This window comes from Idiomarina sp. X4 (assembly GCF_002808045.1).
Classification (GTDB): domain Bacteria; phylum Pseudomonadota; class Gammaproteobacteria; order Enterobacterales; family Alteromonadaceae; genus Idiomarina.
In genome coordinates this window covers 1,084,771-1,108,725 of record NZ_CP025000.1, presented here as the reverse complement: position 1 = coordinate 1,108,725, position 23,955 = coordinate 1,084,771, and the positions used below count along the sequence as shown (strand labels likewise).

20 protein-coding genes and 1 tRNA gene are annotated in these 23,955 nt (G+C 48.5%); 10 read left to right on the top strand and 11 right to left on the bottom strand.

Annotation, left to right across the window (positions count from 1 at the left end; genetic code table 11):
• Nucleotides 1–111: 111 nt before the first annotated feature.
• Nucleotides 112–657 carry a hydrolase gene (locus CWC33_RS05325; protein WP_100691093.1) on the bottom strand — a complete coding sequence of 182 codons (546 nt, stop codon included), beginning with the start codon at nt 655–657 and terminating at the stop codon, nt 112–114.
• 182 nt (nt 658–839) lie between these two features.
• On the opposite strand from CWC33_RS05325, the gene purE reads away from it, so the two are divergent.
• Nucleotides 840–1,331, top strand: coding sequence for a 5-(carboxyamino)imidazole ribonucleotide mutase (purE, locus tag CWC33_RS05320; RefSeq protein ID WP_053954128.1), 492 nt, complete (start codon nt 840–842; stop codon nt 1,329–1,331).
• On the top strand, nt 1,328–2,416 hold the full coding sequence (locus CWC33_RS05315) for an ATP-grasp domain-containing protein (RefSeq protein ID WP_100691092.1): 1,089 nt from the start codon (nt 1,328–1,330) through the stop codon (nt 2,414–2,416). Before purE ends, CWC33_RS05315 begins: the two co-directional genes overlap by 4 nt.
• A 19-nt stretch (nt 2,417–2,435) precedes the next feature.
• On the opposite strand, the gene CWC33_RS05310 is transcribed toward CWC33_RS05315, so the two are convergent.
• The 3 genes from CWC33_RS05310 to CWC33_RS05300 are packed head-to-tail and all read right to left on the bottom strand — an operon-like array spanning nt 2,436 to nt 5,955.
• Nucleotides 2,436–3,086: an alpha/beta hydrolase gene (locus CWC33_RS05310; protein WP_100691091.1), complete on the bottom strand. Its 651-nt coding sequence runs from the start codon at nt 3,084–3,086 to the stop codon at nt 2,436–2,438.
• The gene (locus CWC33_RS05305; protein WP_100691090.1) at nt 3,086–3,907 is read right to left on the bottom strand and encodes a prephenate dehydratase; all 822 of its coding nucleotides are present in this window, start codon (nt 3,905–3,907) and stop codon (nt 3,086–3,088) included. Before CWC33_RS05305 ends, CWC33_RS05310 begins: the two co-directional genes overlap by 1 nt.
• The gene (locus CWC33_RS05300) at nt 3,904–5,955 is read right to left on the bottom strand and encodes a S9 family peptidase (protein WP_100691089.1); all 2,052 of its coding nucleotides are present in this window, start codon (nt 5,953–5,955) and stop codon (nt 3,904–3,906) included. The genes CWC33_RS05305 and CWC33_RS05300 overlap by 4 nt, the downstream gene beginning before the upstream one ends.
• A 129-nt stretch (nt 5,956–6,084) precedes the next feature.
• Here CWC33_RS05300 and alr point away from each other — a divergent pair, with 129 nt between their 5' ends.
• The 3 genes from alr to cydB all read left to right on the top strand — a co-directional run bounded on the left by alr (nt 6,085) and on the right by cydB (nt 9,694).
• A complete protein-coding gene (gene alr / locus CWC33_RS05295) occupies nt 6,085–7,176 on the top strand; it encodes an alanine racemase (protein ID WP_100691088.1) in 1,092 nt (363 codons plus the stop codon).
• A 124-nt stretch (nt 7,177–7,300) separates the two neighbouring features.
• Nucleotides 7,301–8,689: a cytochrome ubiquinol oxidase subunit I gene (locus CWC33_RS05290; protein WP_100691087.1), complete on the top strand. Its 1,389-nt coding sequence runs from the start codon at nt 7,301–7,303 to the stop codon at nt 8,687–8,689.
• Nucleotides 8,690–8,692: 3 nt separating this feature from the next.
• Nucleotides 8,693–9,694, top strand: coding sequence for a cytochrome d ubiquinol oxidase subunit II (gene cydB / locus CWC33_RS05285; RefSeq protein ID WP_100691086.1), 1,002 nt, complete (start codon nt 8,693–8,695; stop codon nt 9,692–9,694).
• Nucleotides 9,695–9,851: 157 nt separating this feature from the next.
• Here the strand turns inward: cydB and CWC33_RS05280 are convergent, their stop codons facing one another.
• The 3 genes from CWC33_RS05280 to CWC33_RS05270 are packed head-to-tail and all read right to left on the bottom strand — an operon-like array spanning nt 9,852 to nt 14,540.
• Nucleotides 9,852–11,387, bottom strand: coding sequence for a leucyl aminopeptidase family protein (locus tag CWC33_RS05280; RefSeq protein WP_100691085.1), 1,536 nt, complete (start codon nt 11,385–11,387; stop codon nt 9,852–9,854).
• A 15-nt stretch (nt 11,388–11,402) separates the two neighbouring features.
• Nucleotides 11,403–12,446 (bottom strand): PepSY-associated TM helix domain-containing protein, encoded by a 1,044-nt coding sequence (locus tag CWC33_RS05275; RefSeq protein ID WP_100691084.1) that lies wholly within the window; start codon nt 12,444–12,446, stop codon nt 11,403–11,405.
• A 3-nt stretch (nt 12,447–12,449) separates the two neighbouring features.
• Nucleotides 12,450–14,540 (bottom strand): TonB-dependent receptor, encoded by a 2,091-nt coding sequence (locus CWC33_RS05270; RefSeq protein WP_100691083.1) that lies wholly within the window; start codon nt 14,538–14,540, stop codon nt 12,450–12,452.
• Between the two features lie 155 nt (nt 14,541–14,695).
• Between CWC33_RS05270 and CWC33_RS05265 the strand changes: the two genes are divergently transcribed.
• The 5 genes from CWC33_RS05265 (at nt 14,696) to CWC33_RS05245 (ending at nt 18,313) form a co-directional block, all read left to right on the top strand.
• Nucleotides 14,696–16,258, top strand: coding sequence for a serine hydrolase (locus CWC33_RS05265; RefSeq protein ID WP_100691082.1), 1,563 nt, complete (start codon nt 14,696–14,698; stop codon nt 16,256–16,258).
• Between the two features lie 65 nt (nt 16,259–16,323).
• A tRNA-Arg gene (locus CWC33_RS05260) sits at nt 16,324–16,400 on the top strand.
• 151 nt (nt 16,401–16,551) lie between these two features.
• Nucleotides 16,552–17,289, top strand: coding sequence for an endonuclease/exonuclease/phosphatase family protein (locus CWC33_RS05255; RefSeq protein WP_100691081.1), 738 nt, complete (start codon nt 16,552–16,554; stop codon nt 17,287–17,289).
• 392 nt (nt 17,290–17,681) lie between these two features.
• A complete protein-coding gene (locus CWC33_RS05250; protein WP_100691080.1) occupies nt 17,682–18,101 on the top strand; it encodes a hypothetical protein in 420 nt (139 codons plus the stop codon).
• Nucleotides 18,102–18,103: 2 nt separating this feature from the next.
• Nucleotides 18,104–18,313 (top strand): helix-turn-helix transcriptional regulator, encoded by a 210-nt coding sequence (locus CWC33_RS05245; protein ID WP_100691079.1) that lies wholly within the window; start codon nt 18,104–18,106, stop codon nt 18,311–18,313.
• A gap of 74 nt (nt 18,314–18,387) precedes the next feature.
• On the opposite strand, the gene CWC33_RS05240 is transcribed toward CWC33_RS05245, so the two are convergent.
• The 4 genes from CWC33_RS05240 to CWC33_RS05225 form a co-directional block, all read right to left on the bottom strand.
• On the bottom strand, nt 18,388–21,594 hold the full coding sequence (locus CWC33_RS05240) for a S41 family peptidase (RefSeq protein ID WP_100691078.1): 3,207 nt from the start codon (nt 21,592–21,594) through the stop codon (nt 18,388–18,390).
• A 129-nt stretch (nt 21,595–21,723) separates the two neighbouring features.
• Nucleotides 21,724–22,551 carry a MipA/OmpV family protein gene (locus tag CWC33_RS05235; RefSeq protein WP_100692280.1) on the bottom strand — a complete coding sequence of 276 codons (828 nt, stop codon included), beginning with the start codon at nt 22,549–22,551 and terminating at the stop codon, nt 21,724–21,726.
• Between the two features lie 179 nt (nt 22,552–22,730).
• Complete coding sequence (locus tag CWC33_RS05230) at nt 22,731–22,958, bottom strand: hypothetical protein (protein ID WP_100691077.1); 228 nt, start codon at nt 22,956–22,958, stop codon at nt 22,731–22,733.
• Between the two features lie 2 nt (nt 22,959–22,960).
• Nucleotides 22,961–23,884, bottom strand: a complete 924-nt coding sequence (locus CWC33_RS05225) for a hypothetical protein (RefSeq protein ID WP_100691076.1) — start codon at nt 23,882–23,884, stop codon at nt 22,961–22,963.
• Between the last annotated feature and the right edge of the window lie 71 nt (nt 23,885–23,955).

The window sequence follows — 23,955 nt, the reverse complement described above, 5'->3', positions numbered from 1 at the left end:
AACGAGGTACAGCAAAAAAGGACTTCGTAAATAATCTCAAATCAATAGCCGAAATTTTCTCAGCGGCTTCGAGTATACGCTTAATACAGCCTGAGTCAACAAGACCTTGTTTTATTTTAACCAGTTACGACTAATGTGGCGGAAAGTATCGGTACCGGACTTCTCCAGCCACTCAAACGCCGCCATTTCAGAAGTAATGATCTCAACGCCAGAATTTCTCATGCGCTCTATTGCACATTCTTTGTCTGTGGGGCGTCGTGAGCCAACCGTGTCAGCAGGAAGGAATACTTGGTAACCGGTATTTTGCATATCTATAGCTGTTTGCATGACACAAACGTGCGTTTCCATGCCCATAATAACAATGTGTTTTTTATTGTATTCACTCAGTACATCGCGGAAGGTTTGCTCTTTCAATGCACTGAAGTGGGTTTTCTCGACCACTCGACCGGCTTCAATAATGTCCTGCAAGGCACTAACGGTGTAGCCCAGGCCTTTGGGGTATTGCTCGGTAATTAATATGGGCACGTCTAGCTGCATAGCAATTTCGCCCAGCCAGCGCATACGAGAGGTGACAACATCCCGCTGGTGAATAGCCGGTAACAGCCGTTCCTGAGCATCGACAATAAGAAGCAGCGAGTCTTGGGCTGAGAGCAACATAAAATACCTCATTAGCGTTGTTTCATTGCATTCTACCTTAGCGGATTAACAAGGCGATTAGCAAAAAGTCGTACATTGTTTAAAAAAAGCGCAGTAAATTTGCAGTCGTGCCCGCCAATAGCTACAATTCCCGCCTTTCCGAATACAGACGCACATCCAAACAGTAAATAAAAGGTGACACCATGGCTCCGGTATTGATTCTAATGGGTTCCCAGTCCGATTGGCCGGTAATGCAAAAAGCAGCAGAGATGCTGGAATCGTTGAACGTGAAATGGCAGGCGAAGGTCGTTTCTGCTCATCGTACGCCGGACTTACTTAAATCGACCATGGAACAAGCCGAGCAAGACGGAGTGCCTGTGGTTATTGCCGGTGCGGGTGGCGCTGCTCACTTGCCGGGTATGCTGGCGGCTTATACTGCTATTCCGGTGTTTGGTGTGCCGGTTCCAAGCAAACAGCTGAAAGGTTTGGATAGCTTGTTATCGATTGTGCAGATGCCTAAAGGTGTTGCCGTGGGAACCCTGGCTATTGGTGATGCCGGGGCGGCGAACGCAGGTTTGCTGGCAGCTCAGGTTATTGGTAGCTTTGACAGCGAAGTACGCAAACGCGTCCATGAATTCCGCAAAGCGCAAAAAGAGAAAGTGATGGCGAATTCAGATTTGGAGCTGCCAAAATGAAAATCTTGATCCTTGGCAACGGGCAGTTAGGTCAAATGCTGGGTAAAGCGGTTATTCAGCAGGGACATGAATGCGTTTTATACAGTGACCGTCTGGATAAGGTGATGGCTCTAGGTAGCCAGCAACCGCTTGCAATGACGTTAGCCGAGGCCAATGAGTGGGCCGACGTGACCACCTGGGAGCACGAGCACTTAGGCGAAGAACTGGTTGCCAAAACGGCCGATAAATTTTTATTGAAAGCCGAGCGCTTTAACGAATTGGTTGATCGCCGCACGCAAAAAGCGCTTTGTGATGAGCTGGATATTCCGACTTCGGCCTGGAAGGCCTATGAGAATGTGGCTGAGCTGACGGCTATTTTAGAAAGCTGTGACCATGCGGTTGTCATTAAGTCGGCGAAAGGCGGCTACGACGGCAAGGGTCAGTGGCGCTGGAAGCCGGGCGAGGACATTGCTGCTGTCGCTGAAGAGGCAGGACAGCGCCCGGGTATTGTTGAAGACATGATTAACTTTACCGACGAAGTTTCGGTTGTTGGCGCCCGATCACACAAAGGTGAACAACGTTGTTTTCCGTTGACTTTGAATGTCCATACGAAAGGTATACTGTCCTATAGTTTGGCGGGCGCAGAGCACTTTTCTAAAGAGCTTGAAGCGTTGGCTAAAGAGCATCATAAGAAGCTGACCGACGCGCTGGATTACGTGGGTGTATTAGCTATTGAGTTCTTTGTCGTTGGTGAAGGCGATAACCAATATTTACTGGTGAACGAAGTGGCTCCGCGGGTTCACAACTCTGGGCACTGGACTATGAGTGGCGCCAATTGTGACCAGTTCAACCTGCATATTCGCGCTATTACCGGTTTACCACTACCAGAATTGCTTATTGCACCAACGTTAATGCTGAATGTGATTGGCGTGGCCGGTATTCCTGAAGCGTTATGGGAAGCCGCTGCTGCTGAATGCCACTGGTATGGCAAGGATGCGCGGCCCGGTCGTAAAGTGGGTCACGTGAATATAATGATCGACTCGTTTGAGCGTGGTGAGAATTTAGCGTCTACGTGGGCGGATAAACTGCAACTGTTAGCGAGTTAGCGCCCGTCGCGATGAGCGGTTAAAACCGCTCATCCAGCCATTTCTGCATATCCTGAACCTGCTCTAAGCAAAGCGAGTGTGGCATTGGGTAAGTTTGATACGTCACTGAAAACCCTTTGTCTTTCAACGTTGCACAGGCTTTCTGACCAAGAACTTCCGGAACCACAGGGTCTTGAGTCCCGTGTTGCACCAAAATGGGCAGTTGTGCATTGGCTTCACTGATCTGAATATCGTCGGCTGTGGCAAAGTAGGTAGAGTGCGCCATTAACCCCGCCAACGGTTTTGGGTAGGTCAAAGCAGCTTCATAACCCACGGCGCCGCCTTGTGAGAACCCGGCAATAATAATGCGTTTGCTGTCGATGCCCTGAGCAACTTGCTCGTCGATCATGGTGTGTACTTTGGACGCTGACTCGCGCAATTGTTCGCTGTCTATCTGGCGATCGATGCTCATGTCGGTAATGTCGTACCAGGCAGGCATGACCATACCCTGGTTTATGGTAACCGGCATTTGTGGTGCGTGAGGAAACAAAAAGCGAACCTGCGCGTTGGCAAATTTCAGGTGTTCGGTCATAGGCACAAAGTCATTGCCCGAGGCTCCCAGGCCATGTAACCAAATGATAGCGGCATCGGCTTTGCCTGCCGGCTCGTGTTTTATGACTTCCAGAGACATTACTGCTTTCCTATTTCTGCGGCAGGGTAAGAACCCAGCCAGTGAATGTTATTCATAGCGGCCAATTCTTCAAGAGCCGAAGCGACACCTGGTTCGCTGCGGTGGCCATCAAAGTCGATAAAGAAATGATAGTCACCAAACTGACTACCCGCCGGCCGCGACACTATAGAGGTTAAGTTGATTTGCTGTTTTGCAAACACCTGCAAACTGTCAACCAACAAACCCGGGTGGTCGTTGCCATCAATGAGCAGCAAACTGCTTTTCCAACGCTTGTTCTTAATGAACTCAGGCTCTTCAGATGTTGCGGATAATACCACGAAGCGTGTTTCGTTGCGTGGGTTGTCAGCGATATTGTTATTCAATACCTGAAACGTCTCCGGGCAACTAATGTGTTGGGGAACGATGGCTGCAGACGCCTCTTCAGCCGTCAGTAGAGCTTGAAGCGACGCGGCGTTACTTGCGGTATGAATAACGGGCAGCCCAAGCTTGTGTAAGTAAGAATTACATTGCCCGGCTGCGACAAACTGTGCCCACACTTTTGTGGGGTGAGCGTTGTTACTGAGACATTGAAAGCCAACAGGAATACGGATTTCCGCCTGAATGCGTAATGGTTTCTGCACTAAATAGTCAACGACCGGAGAGACGAATCCTTCGGTTAAATTCTCGATGGGAACAATAGCCGCGTCGCATTCCTTACCTACCGATTCCAGGCAGCTGACCAGGTTATCCTGTAAATGAATGTCATGGTCTTTTTCAGGCTGATAAAGCCCCGCGGCAACCTCGGAAAAGGTGCCGGCAGGGCCTAACGTGGCGAGCTTCATTTCTTATATTGCTCAAACCAAGCCAGTGCATGCTCAATTTTAGCAATCATGTTGGAAGGACGAGCCGTCACCCCATGAAACGCATCTGGAACACGAACCATAGCCGTATCTACTTTTTGCAACTTCAACGCCTGATAAAACTGCTCGGTTTCAGATATTGGCGTACGACGATCTTTCTCACCTGTAAATAGTAACACGGGCGTTTCAACATCACCGACCATAGACAGCGGCGAACGCTGCCAGTAGTGCTCTAGCTCTTCCCATGGCATACCAGGGAACTGGTTGGTGATTTGGCCAATTGAGCTGTCAGCTGTCAGTACTTTACTCACCCAGTTAATGACTGGATTCGTGGCTGCTGCAGCGTTAAAACGATTGGTGAGACCTACTGCGTAAGCAGTTGCAATGCCACCTGCAGAACCGCCGGCAATAAAGAGGTTGTCTGAGTCGGCAATGCCTTTATCAATGAGTAAATCAATGCCGCTCATGTGGTCGGCAAAGTCATAAGGGGACGAGTAGTTGCCGTCCAGCAGCATGGCGAAGTCTTTACCGTATGAAGTACTGCCGCGATGGTTTACATAAAGCACCACATAACCTTCAGCTGCATAGCGCTGGTGTTCAGCCGCAAAATGCGGGCCGTAAGACAGGTGAGGACCGCCATGAATTTCTAACAGCAGAGGATACTCTTTGTTCTCATCGTAATTCGGCGGAGTAATATACCAGCCATGAATCTCCTGACCGTCATAGCGTGACTCATAGCGAATTTCGTGAACTTTGCCCAGTTCACGGTGGCCAAGCAGGTCTTCATTTAGCTGAGTGAACTGGACCGCTTCACCATCTTGTGGCTGATAGCCGACATCAGCCGGGCGGTATTCGGAGCCTTTGGTGTAGGCAATAGCGCCGGTTTTTGACGCTGTAAACGAGCCCATGGTGTAAGGGCGGCTGACGTAAACACCGGACACATCATCCACCCGATTCGTCAGCTCGTTGCTCAAGGTGACATCAGCAACCACGGTTTTGCCCTGGTCGGCGTATGAAACCGCCAGTGATTCATTGCCTGTCCACTGTGGCGAGCTGAAAGAACGATCGAAGTCAGCCTGGAGTTCAGTCTCTGAGTGTTCGCTCCAGTCCATGATCCATAGTTGTGATTTATGGTAAGGCACCGGCTCGTTCGAGCTGTGTAAGTAAGCCAGACGCTCGCCGTCAGGAGAAAATTGTGGTGATGACTCGCGGCCAGGCTTGTTCGTAACTTGTGTTACTTCTTTTGAGCTCAGGCTGACGCTGTAAAGGTCGCTTTCATTCACCTGATACGCCCAATCCTCCGAGCGGTTGCCGGAAAACACGATTTGACCATCGTCTTCTGTCCAGGCCAGTGGTCCGCCATGTCGGTAGGGGCCGTCGGTTAGTTGGCGAGCGGTGCCACCCTCAGCGGGAACCACGAAGAGTTGGGTATGTGCCGGCTCCAGAACGCCGCGACCATCGCGCTGATAATAAGCTTCTTCCACAATAATCGGCGATTCAGACCATTTAGCGCCCTTGGGTTTTTTCGGCTTTTTCACGCTTTTAGCGAATGGCGTAGGCTCTGCATTCACCGACATGGTGAAGGCTAATTGAGAGTCGTCGTTTGACCAGCTGATACTACCGGGGCTATTGCTCACGTGCGTGACTTTTGCGGTACGCTGCTCTTTAATCCAATGAACATGAATTTGGTTTTTATCAGAGCGGTTAGACGCAAAGGCAATACGAGTACCATCATTCGACCAGGCCAGACTGCCGTAGCTGAATTGATCGTCAAAAATCGGTAAATGTTGACCGGTTTCAGTATCAATCAGCCATAATGAGCGACGCGTATTGTCTTCCATATCGTCGAAACTGTTGCGTATGTAGGCAATGTATTTGCCGTCTGGCGAAATACTGACTTGATTGGCGTATTCAAGCTGGAAAATATCTTCCGCCTGGAATGTTGTCTTGGCGGCGTCTTGAGCCAAAGCTGGCACGGAAGTGAAAAGTAGCGCTATGCTACCTGCGATAACGGATTGCTTTAACCACATTGTTGTTCTCCTTTCGGTTATGGCTTTACGTTACTCAAGCTGACGAAGCGATGCAAAGAGTTCCGTTCAAGTTCGCAGAAAATACGGTAAACTGACGCTCTGCCTCAAAAACAGGAAAAAGGAAATCCCATGCACTACCGCCAAACTCGCGCCGAAATATCGACTGCAGCAATTGCGCATAACGCTCAGTGGGTACGTAAGACAATGAATGACGGAAAGCTATTGGGCGTAGTAAAAGCGGATGGGTATGGACATGGTGTTGCGCCTGCTGCTCAGGCGTTGACGCCTCATGTGGATGGTATGGCGGCGGGTTTTATGGAAGAAGCCTTAGCGGTTCGAGAGGCAGGTTACACCGGGCCCTTAGTCATTTTAGAGGGCTGCTTTTCAGAGTCCGAACTTTCCGTGTGCGCAGAGCATAACCTAAGCCCGGTAGTTCACTGTGAGCAGCAGCTAAAAGCTATTGAACAGAGTACGTTAAACAAACCGCTGTGGGTATGGCTAAAAGTCGATACCGGCATGCACCGGTTGGGTTGGTCTGAAGAGCAGACTCAGCAGGCCATGGTACGGCTAAACGCAAGCGAGAATGTCACGGGCGTCACTCTTATGTCGCATTTAGCGAATGCGGATGCAGACCATGAGCTGAACGCCGAGCAGAAGCGACTGTTCTGCCAGCTGTCAGAAAGCACCAAAGGCTACCAAGCTCGCAGTTTTCATAATTCAGCTGGCTTATTGAATCCGGAAACCCAGTGGGTGCTGCAAGAGAATGACTGGGTCAGGGCCGGATTGTTGTTGTACGGGGTTAATCCGTCAACGGTCACAGAAGTGCAGGCGTGTTTAAAGCCAGCCATGCGCTTAGTTGCTCCCGTCATTGCGTTGCATGAGCTAGAGAGAGGAGAGTCGGTTGGCTACGGTAGTGCGTGGACAGCTCAACGACCAAGTCTTATAGCAACCGTGGCAATGGGCTATGCGGACGGGTATCCTCGCCAGGCTGAAAACGGAACGCCTGCTATGGTTCGTGGGCAGACCGTTGGTTTAGCTGGTCGTGTGTCAATGGATATGCTGACCATAGATGTGACGGATGTTGCTGATGTACAAATTGGCGATGATGTTGAACTCTGGGGTCCGAATATCGACGTGCGTCAAATTGCCGCATGTGCTGGTACTATTTCCTGGCATTTGCTCACGGGGGTTAGCGTGAGAGTGCCGAGAGTTAAGGTGTAGAGGCTTATTACGCTATTAGCCATACAAAAAGTATGGCAATTATTAGTATTTGTCCTGCAAGCGCACCTGATCTTTATCAATAAGGGCGTATACTTAAGGCAATCCTAAACAACCGGTGCTTGCCATGTTTGAGAGTTTTGACGCGCTATTTCTGGCGCGCTTTCAGTTCGCTTTTACTGTTGCGTTTCACATTATTTTCCCTGCCTTCACGATTGGGGTGGCTAGTTATTTAGCCGTTCTAGAAGGGCTATATCTAAAAACCAGAAATCCGGTTTACCAGAAATTATTCCGATACTGGGTCAAGATTTTCGCCGTTGCTTTTGGTATGGGCGTGGTGTCCGGCATTGTGATGAGTTACCAGTTTGGTACGAACTGGTCGGTATTCTCAGACAAGGCAGGGCCGGTTATCGGGCCACTAATGGGCTACGAAGTGCTGACAGCTTTTTTCCTTGAGGCGGGCTTCTTAGGCGTCATGCTGTTTGGCATGAATAAAGTCGGCGAAAAGCTGCATTTCTTCGCTACCTTGATGGTGGCATTTGGCACAGCCCTTTCAGCGTTTTGGATACTGTCGGTAAACAGCTGGATGCAAACTCCGGCAGGCTACGCCATGAACGATGTTGGTCAGTTTATCGTTACCGATTGGTTTGACGTGGTGTTTAACCCTTCTTTTCCGTATCGGCTGGCGCATATGCTGCTGGCGGCTTATCTGACCGTCGCTTTTGTGGTGGGGGCAGTCGGTGCTCTGCATTTGCTGAAAGACAAAACCAATGCGGCGGCACGTAAAATGTTTTCCATGGCCATGTGGATGGCGCTTATTGTGGCACCGTTGCAGGTTCTTGTTGGCGATTTTCATGGACTGAATACGCAGGAGCATCAGCCGGCCAAAGTTGCAGCAATGGAAGGACACTTCCATACGGAAGCTCAAGCGCCTTTATATCTGTTCGGCTTGCCCAACGAAGAAACGGCGAAAGTGGACTACGCAGTAAAAGTTCCCGGCCTTGCCAGCATTATTCTTAAGCACGATATTAACGCCGAAGTCACTGGCCTTGACCAATTTCCGCGTGAGGACTGGCCGCCAGTGGCAATCGTGTTCTGGGCATTCAGAATTATGGTTGGTATTGGTGTGTTAATGGTGCTTGCAGGGTTATGGTCTGGTCTGCAACGGTTACGCGGTAAGCTTTACGATAATAGTCTGCTGTTGCGCTTCAGTGTGTTTATGGGGCCAATGGGTTTTGTTGCTGTTATTGCTGGTTGGATAGTCACCGAAGTTGGGCGTCAGCCTTGGGTTATTCAGGGGCTTTTACGCACTGCCGATGCAGCATCGCCTATTGATAAAGCAGGTGTTGCAGGCAGTTTGATAGCCTTTATTGTGGTCTACTTCCTCGTTTTTGGTGCCGGTACGTTCTATATTCTGCGCAAAATGGCCGGGGATCCTGAGAAAGTGACCATTCCTGATTATGCTAAGCATAAGCCGACAATGGCGGCTGAACGCATTTACGATGAGGAGGCCTAAGCTATGGATTACGCACTCATTTGGGCAATACTAATTTCGGTCGCCGTATTTGCTTATGTGGCACTGGACGGATTTGACTTGGGTATTGCGTTGCTTTTCCCCTGGTTTAAAAAGGAAGAAGACCGCGACGTCATGATGAACACCGTGGCGCCAGTCTGGGATGGTAATGAAACCTGGCTAGTGCTTGGCGGTGGTGGCTTGCTGGCGGTGTTTCCGCTGGCTTATTCGGTGCTCATGCCGGCTCTGTATATGCCGGTTATTGCGATGCTGCTGGGGCTTATTTTTCGCGGTGTGGCTTTTGAGTATCGCTTTAAAACCAGACGGGCAAAAGGTATCTGGGACTTATCTTTTATTGTTGGTTCGCTGATAGCGGCTTTGAGTCAGGGCATTATGTTAGGTGCGATGCTACAGGGCATAGAGGTTACTGACAGGGCGTATTCCGGCGGCTGGTTTGATTGGCTTACCCCATTTAGTTTCTTTTGCGGTGTGGCAGTGGTTATTGGCTATATGATGCTGGGGGCGACCTGGTTAGTCATGAAAACCAAAGGTGACCTGCAGCGTCAAAGTTATCGCGCGGGCTGGTATAGCGCCATTTTACTGGTGGCCTGCATTGCCTTTGTCAGTCTTTATTTGCCTTACGTTGACAGCTACATTGCTGAGCGTTGGTTTACTTACCCAGCATCGGTTGGCTTGTGGGTGTTACCGATATTGTTGGTGGTTATTACTCTGGGCTTACTGCGATCGTTACAAAAACGGCAGGAAGGACGGCCTTACCTCTGGGGGCTTGGTCTGTTTTTACTGTCCTTTGCCGGGTTTGCGGTCAGCATTTTCCCTTACCTGGTACCGCGCAGCATTACCTTGTGGCAGGCCGCCGCGCCGGACAACAGCCTGAAGTTTTTACTTATTGGCGCTGTCGTGCTCTTGCCGATTATCTTTGCCTACACGGGTTATACCTATTGGGTGTTCAGAGGTAAGGTAGACCCGAACAGCGGGTATCACGACTGATGAAACCGGTACTTAAAAAGTGGCTGTGGTTTGTCGGACTATGGTGTTTGGGTGTGCTGGCTGTCACGTTAGTCGGCGGCCTTATCCGCTGGGCGTTACTGTAAAAACAGGAAGGCACCCATTGCGGGGTGCCTTTTTATTTGAGATCTAATGTTGCTTAGTTTTCTAACTGATGAACCCACTCAGTTAATAAGCGCACTCCAAAGCCGGTTGGTCCTGCCGGATGAATACCGGTATCTGAGCTGACCATTGCGTCAGCGGCCATATCGATATGGATCCACGGCGTGTTGCCGGCAAAGTGCTTAAGAAATGCTGCACCTGCCTGAGTACCCGGAGAACCAATGTTACGAATATCAGCCAACGGGCTGTCGATAATACCGTCGTAGCCTTCTAATGGCAGCTCCCAGACTTTCTCACCAGTGATATTGCCAGCCTCGATAATGGCTGAGCGTAAGTCCTCCTGGGACGCAAATAAAGCAGCGTAGCCGGTACCCAATGCACCAACCTTCGAACCGGTTAAGGTCGCAATATTGGCAATGGCGCGAGGTTTGAATTTGTCGTTGGCATACCAGTTACCGTCGCCAAGAATCAGACGGCCTTCGGCGTCGGTGTTGGCAATTTCTACCAAAGTACCGTCACCGGCTTTAACCACGTCTCCCGGTAACGTTGCTGAACCAGAAATAAGGTTGTGCGACAGCGGTGCTACAGCAACCACATTGACCGGTGCTTCTTGTGCTGCCAGCGCCATAACCGCGCCGATAACGGCTCCAGCGCCAGCTTTGTCGGTTTGCATGCGCAAAATAGACGAAGAACTGGTTTTTAAGTTATAGCCACCGGTGTCAAAGGTATTGCCTTTACCGACCAATGCGATTGGGTCGGCGTTACTACCTTTATAGTGTGCAGCCAGCAGGTAAGAACCGTGCTGGCTTCCCTGACTAACGCTGTGAAGCAGGCCCATGCCCATTTCTTTAACTTGCTCAGGCGTGACAATAGTCAGCTCAATGTTTAAGTCTTTCATGGCTTCCTGAGCTAATTTCACAATAGCTTCAGGGTAGCCGTCGCTGCCGGGCAAAGCGGTAATATCGCGGGCAACAAACACGCCTTCAGCAATGGCGCGCGAGGCCAGATATTTTTTCTCTGCCATGTCAGGGCTTTTCACTAACCAATGGTAAGCCGTTTGTGGACGCTCTTTTGGCTCGGACTGATAACGGTCAAAGCGATAGTTGCGCAAGTCGATGCCATGAGCAATGTGTGCACTCAGCTCAGCAGCAATGCCTGGGTTGCTGATCAGGCGTGTATCGAAAACAACGCTTTCTAATTCAGGCTTTAAAACGGCCGCAATAGATGCGCCTAACTTCTCGGCTTCAAAACGGGAAAGTTCAGCCGGGTTACCGACGCCCGCCAGAAGCAGGTGATTGGCCTTGGTGCCTTCCGGGGCAATCACTGTGGTTAACTGTGACGCTTCGCCTTTAAATTCTTCAATTTCTGCAGCGCGGCTAACGGCATTTACATCAGAGCCTGACCATTCTGGTAGCTCAACTGTCGTACCTTCTGGTACGAAAATAACGCGAGTTTTGGTGTTTTTGTTTTCATCAGAAAAGCTTGTGGACGTGTCCAGGTAGTCACTTGCCAACGCAGGCAGCGACAAAACCGAAGAAACAGCCAGAGCACTCATGACCTGTTTTAACGACATAATGTTTTCCTTGAGTTAGGTTTTCTTAAGTTGTCTGCGTTTAATATAAAACCATAACCCACTGACAGGCAAAGCGATTAAGGCTAAACCCGATAAAAGCACGATGAACAAATAAAACGTTCCGCCTATAGCGGCAACATGAGTCGGATAAATCATATTGGAAACCTGATTGCCCAAAGGTGTTGCGCGCTCATCAATAACCTGACTGATCTCTCCTGTTTCAGAGAACGCAATATAGTTACGGCCGTTAGGATGCCATTCGTTTGTGTGCTTGGCTCTGATTCGTGGTTCTTCCAGATAAAGCAATCGCGCCTGAGCCGTTGGCAGAGCTTGCTTTGCCAGCTCTAGCCGTTGTTGCCAGTTATCGGCAGCCAGAGAAGGCGGTACCGGCGTTTCAATTGACTGAGTGAACGGGAGTAGGAAAATTAGTGCAGATTTTACCGGAGCGGCGTACATGATGGCGGTACCGGTGATTAGCACGATAGCGACAGGAACGAAAAGTACCGCACCGATGAACCGGTGCAATTGCCATAAGGTTTGGCTACCGCGCTTAGTGAACGGATTAAAAAACCTTACAGACAAAGCGCGCCGGAAGCTGCCTCGACGTGGCCACCAGCGGATTAAGCCTGTGCCGATAAGAACCAAGCTTAACAGGCCGAGAATTCCCAGAATGTCCTTACCCAGTTCGTTGAGTGCTAAATGGTGGTGCAGCTCAACAAGCCAGCTAGTGAGATCTCCTAGATATTCTCGCTCAAGCAACAGATTGCCGCTGGCGTCATAGTAAAAGTGTGTTTTGTCCGCATTAACCACTTCAAGCCAAGGGCGGTCAGCGGTGGGCATGAGGGCGTATCCGTTGTCGAACTGGTCTAAAACGGCGGCAGCGTCTGTCGTTTCAACGGGCTGCGCTAAATTAAGCTGTGGATAAAAAAGCTGCAGCAGCTCGTTTTTGTAAAGCAGTAACGAACCACTTATTGCCATCAATAAAAGCCAAAGGCTGAGCGTTAAGCCCAGCCATCGGTGCCATTGGGTTAATGTCGGCAGCTTGCGCTTAAGCGACATATTTTACCATTGGTAATTCCAGGTAACACTAATTGTGCGGCCGCGACCGGTAAAGTTGCGGTTATCACCGCCAACGGTTTGTGCGTAATAGGTGAAGTAGTACTTATCGAATACGTTCTCAATCCCCAGTGAAAACTGGCCCATATCACGAGTTTCTAGCAGCATGGTTGCATCAACGGTATTGTAACCGTCGAAGTTGTTGATAGCGTCTTCGCCTGTGTAAATGTCTCGGTCGAACAGCTTATTCCATTGCACTCGGCTGCTTACCATACCCGTCCATTGTTGAGACCAGAACAGGTTAGCGCGTTTAGGTGCCATATTGCGGCCGCCTAGCTTGGTGTCGACTAAGCCATCATCATTGCTGTCATATTCGCCATTGGTGTCAGCGTAGTTTAGTCCGAAAGCGGTGTCGTTCGATAGGGCATACTCCGCGCTGAGCTCAATACCATCAATTTCCGTCTTTTCACGCTGTACACTATAGAAACCATCCGCATCGGCCTGTAAACGAGCGCCTAAGTCAGAACTTGAGCGGAAGTAACTCAGTGAGGCGTTCCATGCGTTGCCACGATACTCAATCCCAACTTCTTCGTTATCAGCGATAACCGGCTGAAGATCGAGGAAGCTGCTAACGCTTAAATCTGGCGTTGAAATGCCGCGCAATACGCGACCGACATCCGGCATGCTAAAGCCTTCAGAGTAACTGGCGAAAACGCGCCATTCGTCGTTTAGAGCATAAACGGCACCCAGGTTACCCAGTAACTCGTTAAAGCTCGGTTCGCCGCCTTCAACAAATACAGAACCGTAAGACGCCAGGGTAGTGAAGTCATCGGCTTTTAATTTACCGTATTCATAGCGTAAACCGCCACTTAAGGTCAGGCCGTTCGCCTGATAGCGCAGTTGTGCATAAGGTGCCCAGTTTTCAAACTCAGTTTCAGGTACCCATTTACGGCCTGTTTGAGCCAGTTCCTGAAAGGTTTCGTCAGATAAAAAGTCCAGCCCGGCACTAACCGAGATTGGCGATTGCTGAATGTTGTTCCAGTTAAGTGTTAAGCGCGAACCGTACTTACGAGAGTCGTTGCGCGACTGGTCAAAAATTTCGTCGCCGTATGCAGGATCCTGAAACGTCCCGTAAGTGCCGCCGCCATACAAAGCGGAAAAGTCCTGGAAGAACAGCTGCCAGTTTAAGTCGGCCATTAAAAAGTCACTGTTGCTGTAGGTTAGGCTTGACGTGGTAACTTCGTTTTCTGGCGCATCTCCCGGATACTCACCTTTAACAGATAACGCGGGAATGCCTTCAGCGCGGTTTCCGTCAATAGAGTAGTAGTCACCGTTGCCCGACATATCAAAGCGGTTGAGCATAAACTCAAGACGCTGTTTGCTATCTATGTCGTAGCCGATTTTCGTGAACAAGTCGTAACTTTTGGAATCCATGGTGTCGCCTTGAGTGGTATCAACACCAATCAATTGACCTTTTCCGTCCACATACATGCCGGTGTCACGGTATTGGGCGCCAAAAATTACATCCCATTGGCCACTACCGTGGCGCAGTAGGTATCCAGCTTGATAGCTCACTCCTTCTGAAACTTCAGAATCTGGTGCGGTAAAGCCGGCGTTAACTTCGTGGCTCGTTCCGTCTTCGGCTTTCTTAGTGACGATGTTAATGATACCGCCGCTGGCCCCCATGCCTTGAATCGCACTGGCGCCGTGAATAACCTCAACGCGCTCAATCATGAAAGGGTCGATGGTGTAGGCTGCACGAGAGCCATTACGCAAAGGGTTTGACTGAGGTACACCGTCAATAAGGTATAAAGGGTCGCGACCACGTAGCGTTTCGCCCGAGCTTGTCAGCTTTTGACGAGACGGTGAATAAGCTGGAATCAGGTTGCCAAGGATGTCTGATAAAGATTCAGCTACGCTTAACTGCTGGCGTAATTCTTCACCTTCAATAACCGAGACCGTAGCCGGAATAGCACTTTGCGGAGTGCTGGTACGGGTTGCTGTTATTTCTATTGTTTCATCGACTTTGGTTTGTTCTGCGAAAACGGATGTTGAAATAGCAGCGAGGATTGCAAGGGTTATTGACTTCTTAATCATGAGAATCCTTATCATTTAAATAATTTGCGGCAATGATAACGATTCGCATTCTAGTGTCAATAAAAACTTAACTTTCTTTCAGCTATAGTTGATATCGGTAAAAATTAAGTCGGTTGTGGTAGTCTGTTAGAAAACAAGAAAAAGGTTGGATCATCATGAAAACGCTATCCAAAGTTTTATGTGTTAGTGCCGTTGCTGGCGCGTTATTGGCTTGCTCTGACAGCGCAAAGGTTGAGCAAGAAAAAGGTACTTCACTCGAGCAAAAAATTCGCCAGACCGCAGAGCAGTCGTTGGATGCTTTTAACATTCCGGGCCTGGCGGTTGTTGCTGTAAAAGACGGTGAAGTAATTTTAGCCGAGGGTTTTGGCGTGCGCGATATTGAGTCGCAGCAACCGGTTACGGCAACAACATTGTTTGGCATTGCTTCTCATACAAAAGCATTTACCTCCGCCGCAATGGCGACTCTGGTTGAGCAGGGCAAGTTAGACTGGAATGACAAAGTCATTGAACACTTACCAAGTTTTAAACTGGCAGACCCGTACATTACTCGCGAACTGACCATTCGGGACTTACTGAGTCATCGTTCTGGTCTTGGTTTGGGCGCTGGCGACTTAATGATTTGGCCGAACACCGATAAAACCACAGATGAAGTGATTGCCGGGTTGGCGAATGTGCCTATTAAACACGGTTTTCGCGAACGCTTTGACTACAATAACTTAATGTTTGTGACCGCAGGCGAAGTGATTAGTGAAGTGTCAGGCATGCCGTATCATCAGTACGTCGAACAAACACTGTTTGAACCGATGCAAATGGATGAAAGTACCATTGGTTTTTCCCGTATTGATGGCAGCTATGACAATGTAGCCGTCGGCACTATTGAAATGGACGGTAAGTTGCATCGTTTTCCGCTCGACTTTCTGGAAGACTTTTCTGCCGCCGGCGCAACCGCAGCGAATGTTGATGATATGAGCCGTTGGCTACTGACCCTTTTAAATGAGGGAGAGACGCCTAGCGGCGAACGTTTGTTTAAGGAAGAGTCGCTGCATGACATGTGGCAACTGACTACGCCACTGCCGGTATCAGCTAAAGCTGCAGAGCAGGGTACCTACTTCCGTGGTTATGGTTTGGGCTGGTTTGTGAAGGATTATTATGGCGTGAAACACGTGTCGCACAGCGGCGGTATTCTGGGCATGCTGTCTTTCACAACGGTTATTCCTGAAAAAGAGTTTGCTATTACCGTTCTGAGTAACCAGCAGGCGTTTGGTGCGTTAACCGCAATAGTGCAAGAGTCGTTGGAAGAAGTTCTGGATGTGCCGGACAAGGACTGGGTTGCTAATGAAAGTAAGAAGTATCATGAGTTTATTCAGAAAAAATCAGAATTTAAAGTAGAAGCCGTTGATGATCCGCAGCCATCGCTGGCACTGTCAAAATATGCGGGAACCTATACCGATGCATGGTACGGCGACGTGGTTATTTCAGAGCATGATGAGGCGCTGCGTATAGACTTTAAGCACACCGATATGCTGAAAGGTTCACTGGAGCATTACAACGGCAATACCTTTATTGTGCGCTGGGATGAACCCTTGTTGGAAGCCGATGCCTTTATTGATTTTGATGTGAACAGAAACAACGAAATAAAGACGGCAACCATGGAAGCAGTGGCAGACTTCACTGATTTCAGTTTTGACTTTCACAACCTGAAACTCGAGAAGCAGTAACCATGTGAACTCTGGACATAGTGGGGGCCAGTCCCTATAATGCCCTCGCTTTTCCCAAAGTATGCGCACCCTTAGCTCAGCTGGATAGAGCGTTGCCCTCCGGAGGCAAAGGTCATAGGTTCGACTCCTATAGGGTGCGCCATTTCAGCAACACTTTCCTTGATAGTAACCGCTTACTAAAAGCTTCATGTGTCCAAATTGTGGCCGAATATTTTCGGACTAACGTTTCATCAGCTAAACTCAGCTTGCCACTGCGCGTTAATAACGTACGACAAAATTAAAAAGGCGAAAGAGTGTTAAAACCCAAAGTTTTGTTTCCTCAGCAGTTTATTCACGAACGTCCTATTCATCATGGGGAAGAGTTTGGAGTGCTGTGTTGGAATACGCAAAAACTTACTGAGAGAAAAGGTTTTCAGCGCACCCTAGAGCAAGTTTTAGCAGAATCTCCCTGTTTGTTTTTGTTGCTGCAAGAGGTGAAGTTGAGTGCGAAAACTAATTGGTTTCTTCCGCACTGGTCTTATGCTGTTGCGCCGAATATGGAAACACGTCGTTCTGTTTATGGTGTCCTCACGGCAAGTCGGTATGGGTTTAAAGAAGCTCAGGCAAGGCTTAGTAGAAAGCGCGAAGGCATGTTCGCAACACATAAAAGCTACATGCTCTCTTATCACTCACTAGCTGAGGGTGGGTCATTATTAGTGGTCAATGTCCATGCGATTAACTTTGTGCGTGCGCGCAAATTTTCCCAAGAAATAGAGCTCATCAAACAAGAGATATTAGGACATAAAGGACCGCTCATTGTGGCTGGTGACTTTAACGTTTGGAGCCGTCAACGCCGTTTAAGCTTGCTGCAGTTTTGTCGAAGTGTAGGTCTTCGCCAAGCCATTATGGTCGATCCCCATCATGTTAAAACCTACCGACAGCACCCTCTTGATTTCATCTTTTATCGCGATCTTGCGCTGCAGGAAACATTAGCCATCGATACCAGTACGGTGTCTGATCATAACCCTCTTTATGCGCGATTTAAGTTGTAACCAGTAAGAAGTGCAGACTAAAGTACATGTTAGAAATGCGGAGTTTAAAAAGCTCGCACACTCTTAAAAAAACAGATAACGGAGCTAGACTTCACTACACCCACATGTTGCCCAACGAGTGAGCACCATTGCACCTGTCATCTAGCCGGAAGCCCAATAGCAAGTTATCTCCTGAAGTATCAAACTGAAATTTCAGCTCCGGGGTCAACAACCTGGATATACGCTGGGATAACACTCTAACCTACTAACCAGGCACCACAGTCGTCGGTGATGATGGTAGCGCTATCATATTAAATTGGCTTGAAAGGTGGTCGAAGTTAAAAATTTTTGACATTGTTACATTCTACATATAAATTATCTATGTTAAATATTTTTAACTCGGGTGAATAAGTATGGCTTTCAAAGAAAAATCGGCATGGTTGATGTTGTTTGCAACATTAGTCGTTGGGCTCTATATGACGTACACCGTCGTACAAACTTACTTGGAATTGCAGCAGGTGCCAACCGTACTACCGGTATTTATTAAACTAACAGTCACTTTAATTATTCTTAGCGTGATCGGCCAAATTGTATTGGCAATCGCCAATCGTAAGCAGGCTGAGCAAAAGGCCGATGAGAGAGAAAAGGTTTTCATTCGTCGGGGGCAAGCCGTGGCGGGCGGTGTATTAGCAGTTGGTGTTGTCGTCTCGTTGATCCATTTTCTTTTCTTGAGCGATGGCAACCTGCTTTTTTATAGCTGCTTGCTGAGCTTAGTAGTGGCGCAGATCGTTGAATACGCAGTACAAATTGCCAGCTTCCGTAGAGGTTATTAGTCATGCTGCCTATCGGAAACTGCGTGCGGGAATTACGCGCAGAAAGCGGTGATATGACCCAAGGCGAGCTAGGCGAACGGGTCGGGGTGACGCGCCAAACGATAGCGGCGATTGAACAACGTCGCTATTCACCGTCTTTGGAAACTGCTTTTCGTATTGCCAACGTTTTCAACAAGAGCCTTATTGAGGTGTTTTGGTTTGATGAAACCTAATTGGGCTTAAATTATAACCAAACAAAAAAGAGCCCACTTAAGGGCTCTTTTTACTGGCAATACAGTAAACATGTTTAAAGTGTCTTCAACAACTCATCCACTGCACGCTTCAACTGAGGATCCACGTTTTTGGCTTTATACGCCGGCGGGTTAAACACCTCGATATCAGGCTGTGCCGGGGTAAAGTCCATGTTAGCGTCAGACTCTTTAACCCACCATCCTCTAAACGGCATTCTGATAATCGAGCCATCAACAAGTCGTTCAGCCCCTGTACTAATAACAGCACCAAACGTGGGGCGACCAACCAACTTGCCAATACCTAACGATTTATAGGCATGCGAGAAGATCTCAGCATTTGAGTAGCTGTTTTCGTTACTCATAGCAATGGAAGGCTTGGTCCATGCCGAAAGCGGTAAGCGCTCAGAGTAGGGGTATTTGTCTCTGAACTTTTTCTTATTTTCGTCAAGGTTGTCCGTGGCGCCTCGCGGAATTGTGTAAGCATGCTGTTCAACGTTTAATACCGCCATCAGGTAGTCGGTTGTCCAGCCACCGCCGTTGTAGCGAACGTCAATGACAATTCCTTCTTTACCGTAACCAGCAGCCATGAGTTCCCGTTCGAAACGTTCAAAGCTTGTCCAGTTCATACCGCGAATATGCAAGTAGCCCAAACGGCCATCAGAGTATTTCTCTGTCATGGCACGGCGTGTGTCGACCCAGTTGTCGTACTTCTCGTTACTAAGGCTGGTTGTTGGCCAGAGTACGACTTCAGTATCTTGACCGTTGCGTTGCACGTTCAGCAAAACGCGTTGGTTGGCGTAGCCATTTAATGCCGCATAAAAGTTGATGTCGCTGACCGGCTTCTGATTCACGTGAGTAATCACGTCATTCACTTGCAGGCGGCTGTCATCGCGTGCCGCTGGACTATTATTCAGCACGGACGCAACCGAGAGTCCTTCGTTGGTCGGTAAGAGCTCGACGCCGACTAAGCCCGTCCGTGTCTTTTGCGTCTGCTTTTGGTTTTCACCGCGGTACAAGCCCATATGACTGGCGTTGACCTGACCAAGCATTAAATTGAAAACGTACTGAAAGTCTTCTTTCGTTGATGCCTTCAATGCTAAAGGACGATACTTTTCCTTCAGCTCCTGCCAGTCATTACCGTGAAACTCCGGATCATAAAACCCGGCATCGAGTGCTTGCCATGCCTCATCAAAGATTTGTGCGCGCTCGGCCATGTGTTCAATGTTTTGCTGCGACACGGTCGTTAACGTTTCGGACTCGTCTTTTTTCGTATCAATTTTGACCAGTGTGTCGGAGTTCGTCAGCGCGAACAGATGCTTTCCGTCATCGCTCAACGACAAGTCACGAGGCCGTTTATCGCCCTTAATGACAAGCTTTTTATCCTCTCCATTCCACTTAATTTTGAACAGATCCCTGTCCATTTCAAAATTCTGACGGCCTGCTCCGCCAATGGTGTAATAGACATGCTCGCCTTCGCTGTCAAAGGCTAAGCCTGTCTCGTTACCGGCAAAACGAGTGACCTGAACCAGTCGTTCATAGATGCCATCTAAGTCAATTTGCATCGGTTCGACGACTTTATCCGCAGTTTCTGAATCATCTTCGTCTTTTTTGGTATCAGCGGGTTCTTCTGCAAATTCATCACGTTTCCATTCTTCTTGCGAGCGTTGCCAATCACTCTCTTTTAACCAGGCAAACCAGATATCGTAGTCGCCATTGTTTCGCATTGACGTAAAACCCAGCTTGCTGCCATCGGGCGACCAAACTGGGCTGTAATCTCCCCGGGGGTGCATGCTGACATTGACGGGCTCTTGCGAGTTGTCAGCAGGATGAATAAAGATCTCACTGTTAAACGATAAGTCAGAAATAGCATAAGCGAGCCAGTTGCTGTCTGGTGACCAGCTTACATCATTGGGGGTCGCCCACCCGTCTAACAATACCGTCTGGTTTGTGAAGGATTTGTCTTCGGCAACGTCAGCAACAATTAATTTACCGCGCCCTTCACGATAGGCCACTTTTTCGCCATCAGGAGAAACCAGAGGCTGGCGTTCTTGTGCGTCGGTGCGTGTGACCGGCATTACGGAATGCTTCAGCGATTTAAACAAGTTCTGCTCTTCAGCGTCCGCTGATTTCACAGCAAAAATATCGTTTTGGCCTTCACGGTCAGACACAAACAACAGCGTATTATCGTCAAGCCAAGTGACATCTCTGTCTCGCGCTGCACCGGTTGTTAGCCTGACCGAGAGCTTGTCGTCTTTGTCGTTGCGCTTCACAAATAAATCACCACGCACGGCATAAGAAATCAGTTTGCCGTCAGGCGACACGCTGTATTCATCCAGTGAGTTAGTCGTTGATTTTTGTGTGACAGGGTCAAAGCGAAAGTCCGTAGGAATCGAGAGGTCGAGCGATGTGCTTTGACCTTCCGTGATCATTTTAACCTTATCAGCTGCCTGATAAACAAGATGGTTTGCTTGCTTATCAATACTAAAGTGCTCAACACCAAACTCGCTCTCATTAGTGACTTGTGTTGCCTTGCTGGTGCCGAGCTTTTGCTTAAACACGTTGTATTTACCCGCACGAGCAGAGATAAAGTACAGCTCATTATTGCTGGACCATTTTGGCATAAAGTCATTGCCATCAAAGCCGGTTAATTGGTTATATTCACCGGTTTCGGTGTCGTAAACCCAAATATTACGGTTGGCTGGACCTCGATAGTCCTCACGCGATACTCTGGCGGTACTGCGCACTAAGGCAACTTTTTTTCCATCGGGTGATACCACCGCGTCAAAGCCTAAAGCGTCCATAAAACGGAACTCGGTTGCATCACCCGTTGTTGCAACGCTGTACACTTCCCATTCACGTTCTACCTCGGCGTACAAACGGCGAGTGTTAAAGAGCACTTGATTTTCGTTGTTAAAACCTAATACGCGGTCTGAGGCACTGTGATAAGTCAGTCGGTCGGGTCGGCCGCCCTTGCTTGGCATGACAAACACGTCATCATTACCAAAGCGGTCACTGCTAAATGCAATAGTGCTGCCGTCTTTTGACCATTTCGGTGAGCTTTCATAGCCCTCATGAATGGTTAAACGGTTTGGATTGGTTCCCGATGTCGACATTGTCCAAATGTCGCCCTGGTAACTGAAGGCGATTTGCGTCCCATCAGGACTAATCTCGGGTTGCATAATCAAAGGTCGTTCTGAGCTACCATTAGACGCAGATGCGCTAAATGCCGCAGACACAAGTAGGCTTGTGACCAAACGTTTCATAGTAAGTTGCCTGTTTTAGTTAGTATTGTTTCTAAGGTAATACAGGCAACTTAATCTATTTGGTTTATATATTCATGCAGAGTCGTTAGAGCAACAACGAAAAGCGATAGAGTGTCGATGACACTCGCTTTAGAATATGTATATAAATCCAAAGCCTACTTCGGCCTCGTAATTGCTACGAGCGATTGGGCTATCACGAACTTCGCTACTGTAATATTCAAACAAGGCTTCGCCGTAGAGCTGCCAGTTATCATTGAGGTAATGGCGATAGTTGTAGTCAATGCCAACTGAGCGTAATCCGCCACTCATTGACGTTTGCGGTAAGCCGGACGCTGCGGCTTGAGCCGCGTCTATTCCGAAGCCTTTGTTGGCGTACTCGCTGTCATGAAACGTTGCCACGACATTAATTTCTGAGCCAGTGCCATCCATTTTCTCACCAAAGCGACGGCCGACACCAAACAGCGCGAGGTTTCCTTCATCACTTGCTACAACACGGCTGACTAACCAATAACGCCAATCGTCATCGAGTGCGCGGCGTGCCTGCAGCACCAGTTCAGCACCTTCGTCCTGGTCACCAAGCCCATCCAAATAGCCGTCCTCGGAATCACTCTCTTTACGGCCTTCATCGAAGCCAATGGCCGCCTCTAAAAGCCAGTGCTCGGCGCGCAAACCTCGCCAGCCGAGCGCTTCACCCGCAAAGTAGAAAATGTTGTCACCGCTACGCCATTGCACGGCTCCCGCAGGCTGAGGCTCAAATTCAAATTCGTCGGAGCCTTCGTAGGCGGTTTCGTATTCAACCGTTAATCCCAGACCAAAGCTCCAGCCATCTTCCCCTTTAGAAAAGTCGTCTTGTGAGGGTAAGGGTACCATTGTTGTTTTTTCATCTTGTGCCATTGCCGTTTGCGCGGTCAATCCGCTTATGCAAGCCGCCAACAGTAAGGCTGTAAACTTTTTCATGTTTAGCTCACTCTGGTAAGTGTTAGTAACTATTAATTCTGGTTCTAAAACAGAAAGACGCAAAGTTTTTGTGATTAGATCAAACGCCGGCAATAAAGGTGATAGGGTCATCAATGAATGGCGGCCAGAAACCCCGTTAGAAATATACTTAAGTACATTGGGGCGTAGCGTTCGAGAGGTTAAAGATAATGCCGTAAGAAGCGCTCAACCTGTTCAACCGTTTCGAGTTGCCCCGCTTGTGTTTGCTGAACAATCTGATGTTTCAGTGGATGATCGCAGGTTTCTTCCAGGGCACTCAAGTTGGAAATAATATGGGCTAATGCAGCGTTAATGTTTCCTTCGAGCAAATAAAACTGGCAGCTTTGCACGATACCGCTTATGTAATCATCGATATGCTCCTCGTCCATTCTTAGCCCTGCATGTAATTAAATATGTCGCGTTCTGCTTCGTCTTGAAAATACTTAGATAAATTCAGCCAGTACTCACCACAATCTTGTATGTTGTCGTCCTTGTCGAAGCGACATATTTCGTATATCGGCTTTCCGGAAAAGGGCTTACCGTAAAATTTAGGTCGGTATTGGTAAGAGTACCCATAGAGATTAGAAAGCCCCTCTTTATCAATAAAGGTCACCTTAAACGTATCATTATTATCAACACGTCTCGCATGTACGGTTGTCAGCTTTGCCGGAAAATCTTTCGACTTTAATAACGCCGTGAACTGATAAGGGCCGATTTCCTCCACCAACGTAATATGGATAAGATCAGCAGGTACTTGAGGGTGATCAAGTTGACCGTATGAACCAAACGCCTTTTCTGCTTTTTCTACGCTGCTTTTCACCACTCGTTTGGCTAGTGTTTGCTGAGACTTGGAGAGTTCACCCGCGACTTTAAACTCTAACAAGTCTTCATATTCATAGTAGTGCAGCGTAGAAGCGACGACTCTTGCTTTGCCAGAGGTAAATACGTGTAAAACCTGCCTCTCCGTTAAGTTTACAGGATCCATGTACTTTTCATCCCCCTCAATTTGCTCTAGCAGAGTATGGGACAGGCAAACGCGAAACTCAGTATAGGGTGGTTGCTTTAGGCACAGGGTTATTGTGCCGTTTAAATAGACATCAATAGGGTACTGGACGCCCGAGGTTGCTTCGACGTATCCCGTAAAGACCCCGGAGTCCTCAATGTTATCAATATAAACGGTTTGGTTGGTTATGGAGTTTGATAATAACGTAGCTTGCTCGGCTGGTTGAGGCAGACCGGTTTTGCTTTGCATAGCGAGCGTTGCAAAACTGATAAGGTAGATAAAACTCGAGCACAGGGTCGTGATGTAACGCATTGAAAGCTTCCAACTCTTAATTTTTATAAGAGTTTAGTCGAGTGTTATGAAAAAGTTAAGCTTAACGCGTA

Coding starts and splice junctions, on each gene's coding strand:
- CWC33_RS05300 (WP_100691089.1), bottom strand. CDS start 5,955: ATGTGGTTAAAGCAATCCGTTATCGCAGGTAGCATAGCGCTACTTTTC.
- CWC33_RS05290 (WP_100691087.1), top strand. CDS start 7,301: ATGTTTGAGAGTTTTGACGCGCTATTTCTGGCGCGCTTTCAGTTCGCT.
- CWC33_RS05280 (WP_100691085.1), bottom strand. CDS start 11,387: ATGTCGTTAAAACAGGTCATGAGTGCTCTGGCTGTTTCTTCGGTTTTG.
- CWC33_RS05250 (WP_100691080.1), top strand. CDS start 17,682: ATGGCTTTCAAAGAAAAATCGGCATGGTTGATGTTGTTTGCAACATTA.
- CWC33_RS05270 (WP_100691083.1), bottom strand. CDS start 14,540: ATGATTAAGAAGTCAATAACCCTTGCAATCCTCGCTGCTATTTCAACA.
- CWC33_RS05225 (WP_100691076.1), bottom strand. CDS start 23,884: ATGCGTTACATCACGACCCTGTGCTCGAGTTTTATCTACCTTATCAGT.
- CWC33_RS05235 (WP_100692280.1), bottom strand. CDS start 22,551: ATGAAAAAGTTTACAGCCTTACTGTTGGCGGCTTGCATAAGCGGATTG.
- CWC33_RS05230 (WP_100691077.1), bottom strand. CDS start 22,958: ATGGACGAGGAGCATATCGATGATTACATAAGCGGTATCGTGCAAAGC.
- CWC33_RS05305 (WP_100691090.1), bottom strand. CDS start 3,907: ATGAAGCTCGCCACGTTAGGCCCTGCCGGCACCTTTTCCGAGGTTGCC.
- CWC33_RS05310 (WP_100691091.1), bottom strand. CDS start 3,086: ATGTCTCTGGAAGTCATAAAACACGAGCCGGCAGGCAAAGCCGATGCC.
- alr (WP_100691088.1), top strand. CDS start 6,085: ATGCACTACCGCCAAACTCGCGCCGAAATATCGACTGCAGCAATTGCG.
- CWC33_RS05245 (WP_100691079.1), top strand. CDS start 18,104: ATGCTGCCTATCGGAAACTGCGTGCGGGAATTACGCGCAGAAAGCGGT.
- CWC33_RS05325 (WP_100691093.1), bottom strand. CDS start 657: ATGTTGCTCTCAGCCCAAGACTCGCTGCTTCTTATTGTCGATGCTCAG.
- cydB (WP_100691086.1), top strand. CDS start 8,693: ATGGATTACGCACTCATTTGGGCAATACTAATTTCGGTCGCCGTATTT.
- CWC33_RS05275 (WP_100691084.1), bottom strand. CDS start 12,446: ATGTCGCTTAAGCGCAAGCTGCCGACATTAACCCAATGGCACCGATGG.
- CWC33_RS05265 (WP_100691082.1), top strand. CDS start 14,696: ATGAAAACGCTATCCAAAGTTTTATGTGTTAGTGCCGTTGCTGGCGCG.
- CWC33_RS05240 (WP_100691078.1), bottom strand. CDS start 21,594: ATGAAACGTTTGGTCACAAGCCTACTTGTGTCTGCGGCATTTAGCGCA.
- CWC33_RS05315 (WP_100691092.1), top strand. CDS start 1,328: ATGAAAATCTTGATCCTTGGCAACGGGCAGTTAGGTCAAATGCTGGGT.
- purE (WP_053954128.1), top strand. CDS start 840: ATGGCTCCGGTATTGATTCTAATGGGTTCCCAGTCCGATTGGCCGGTA.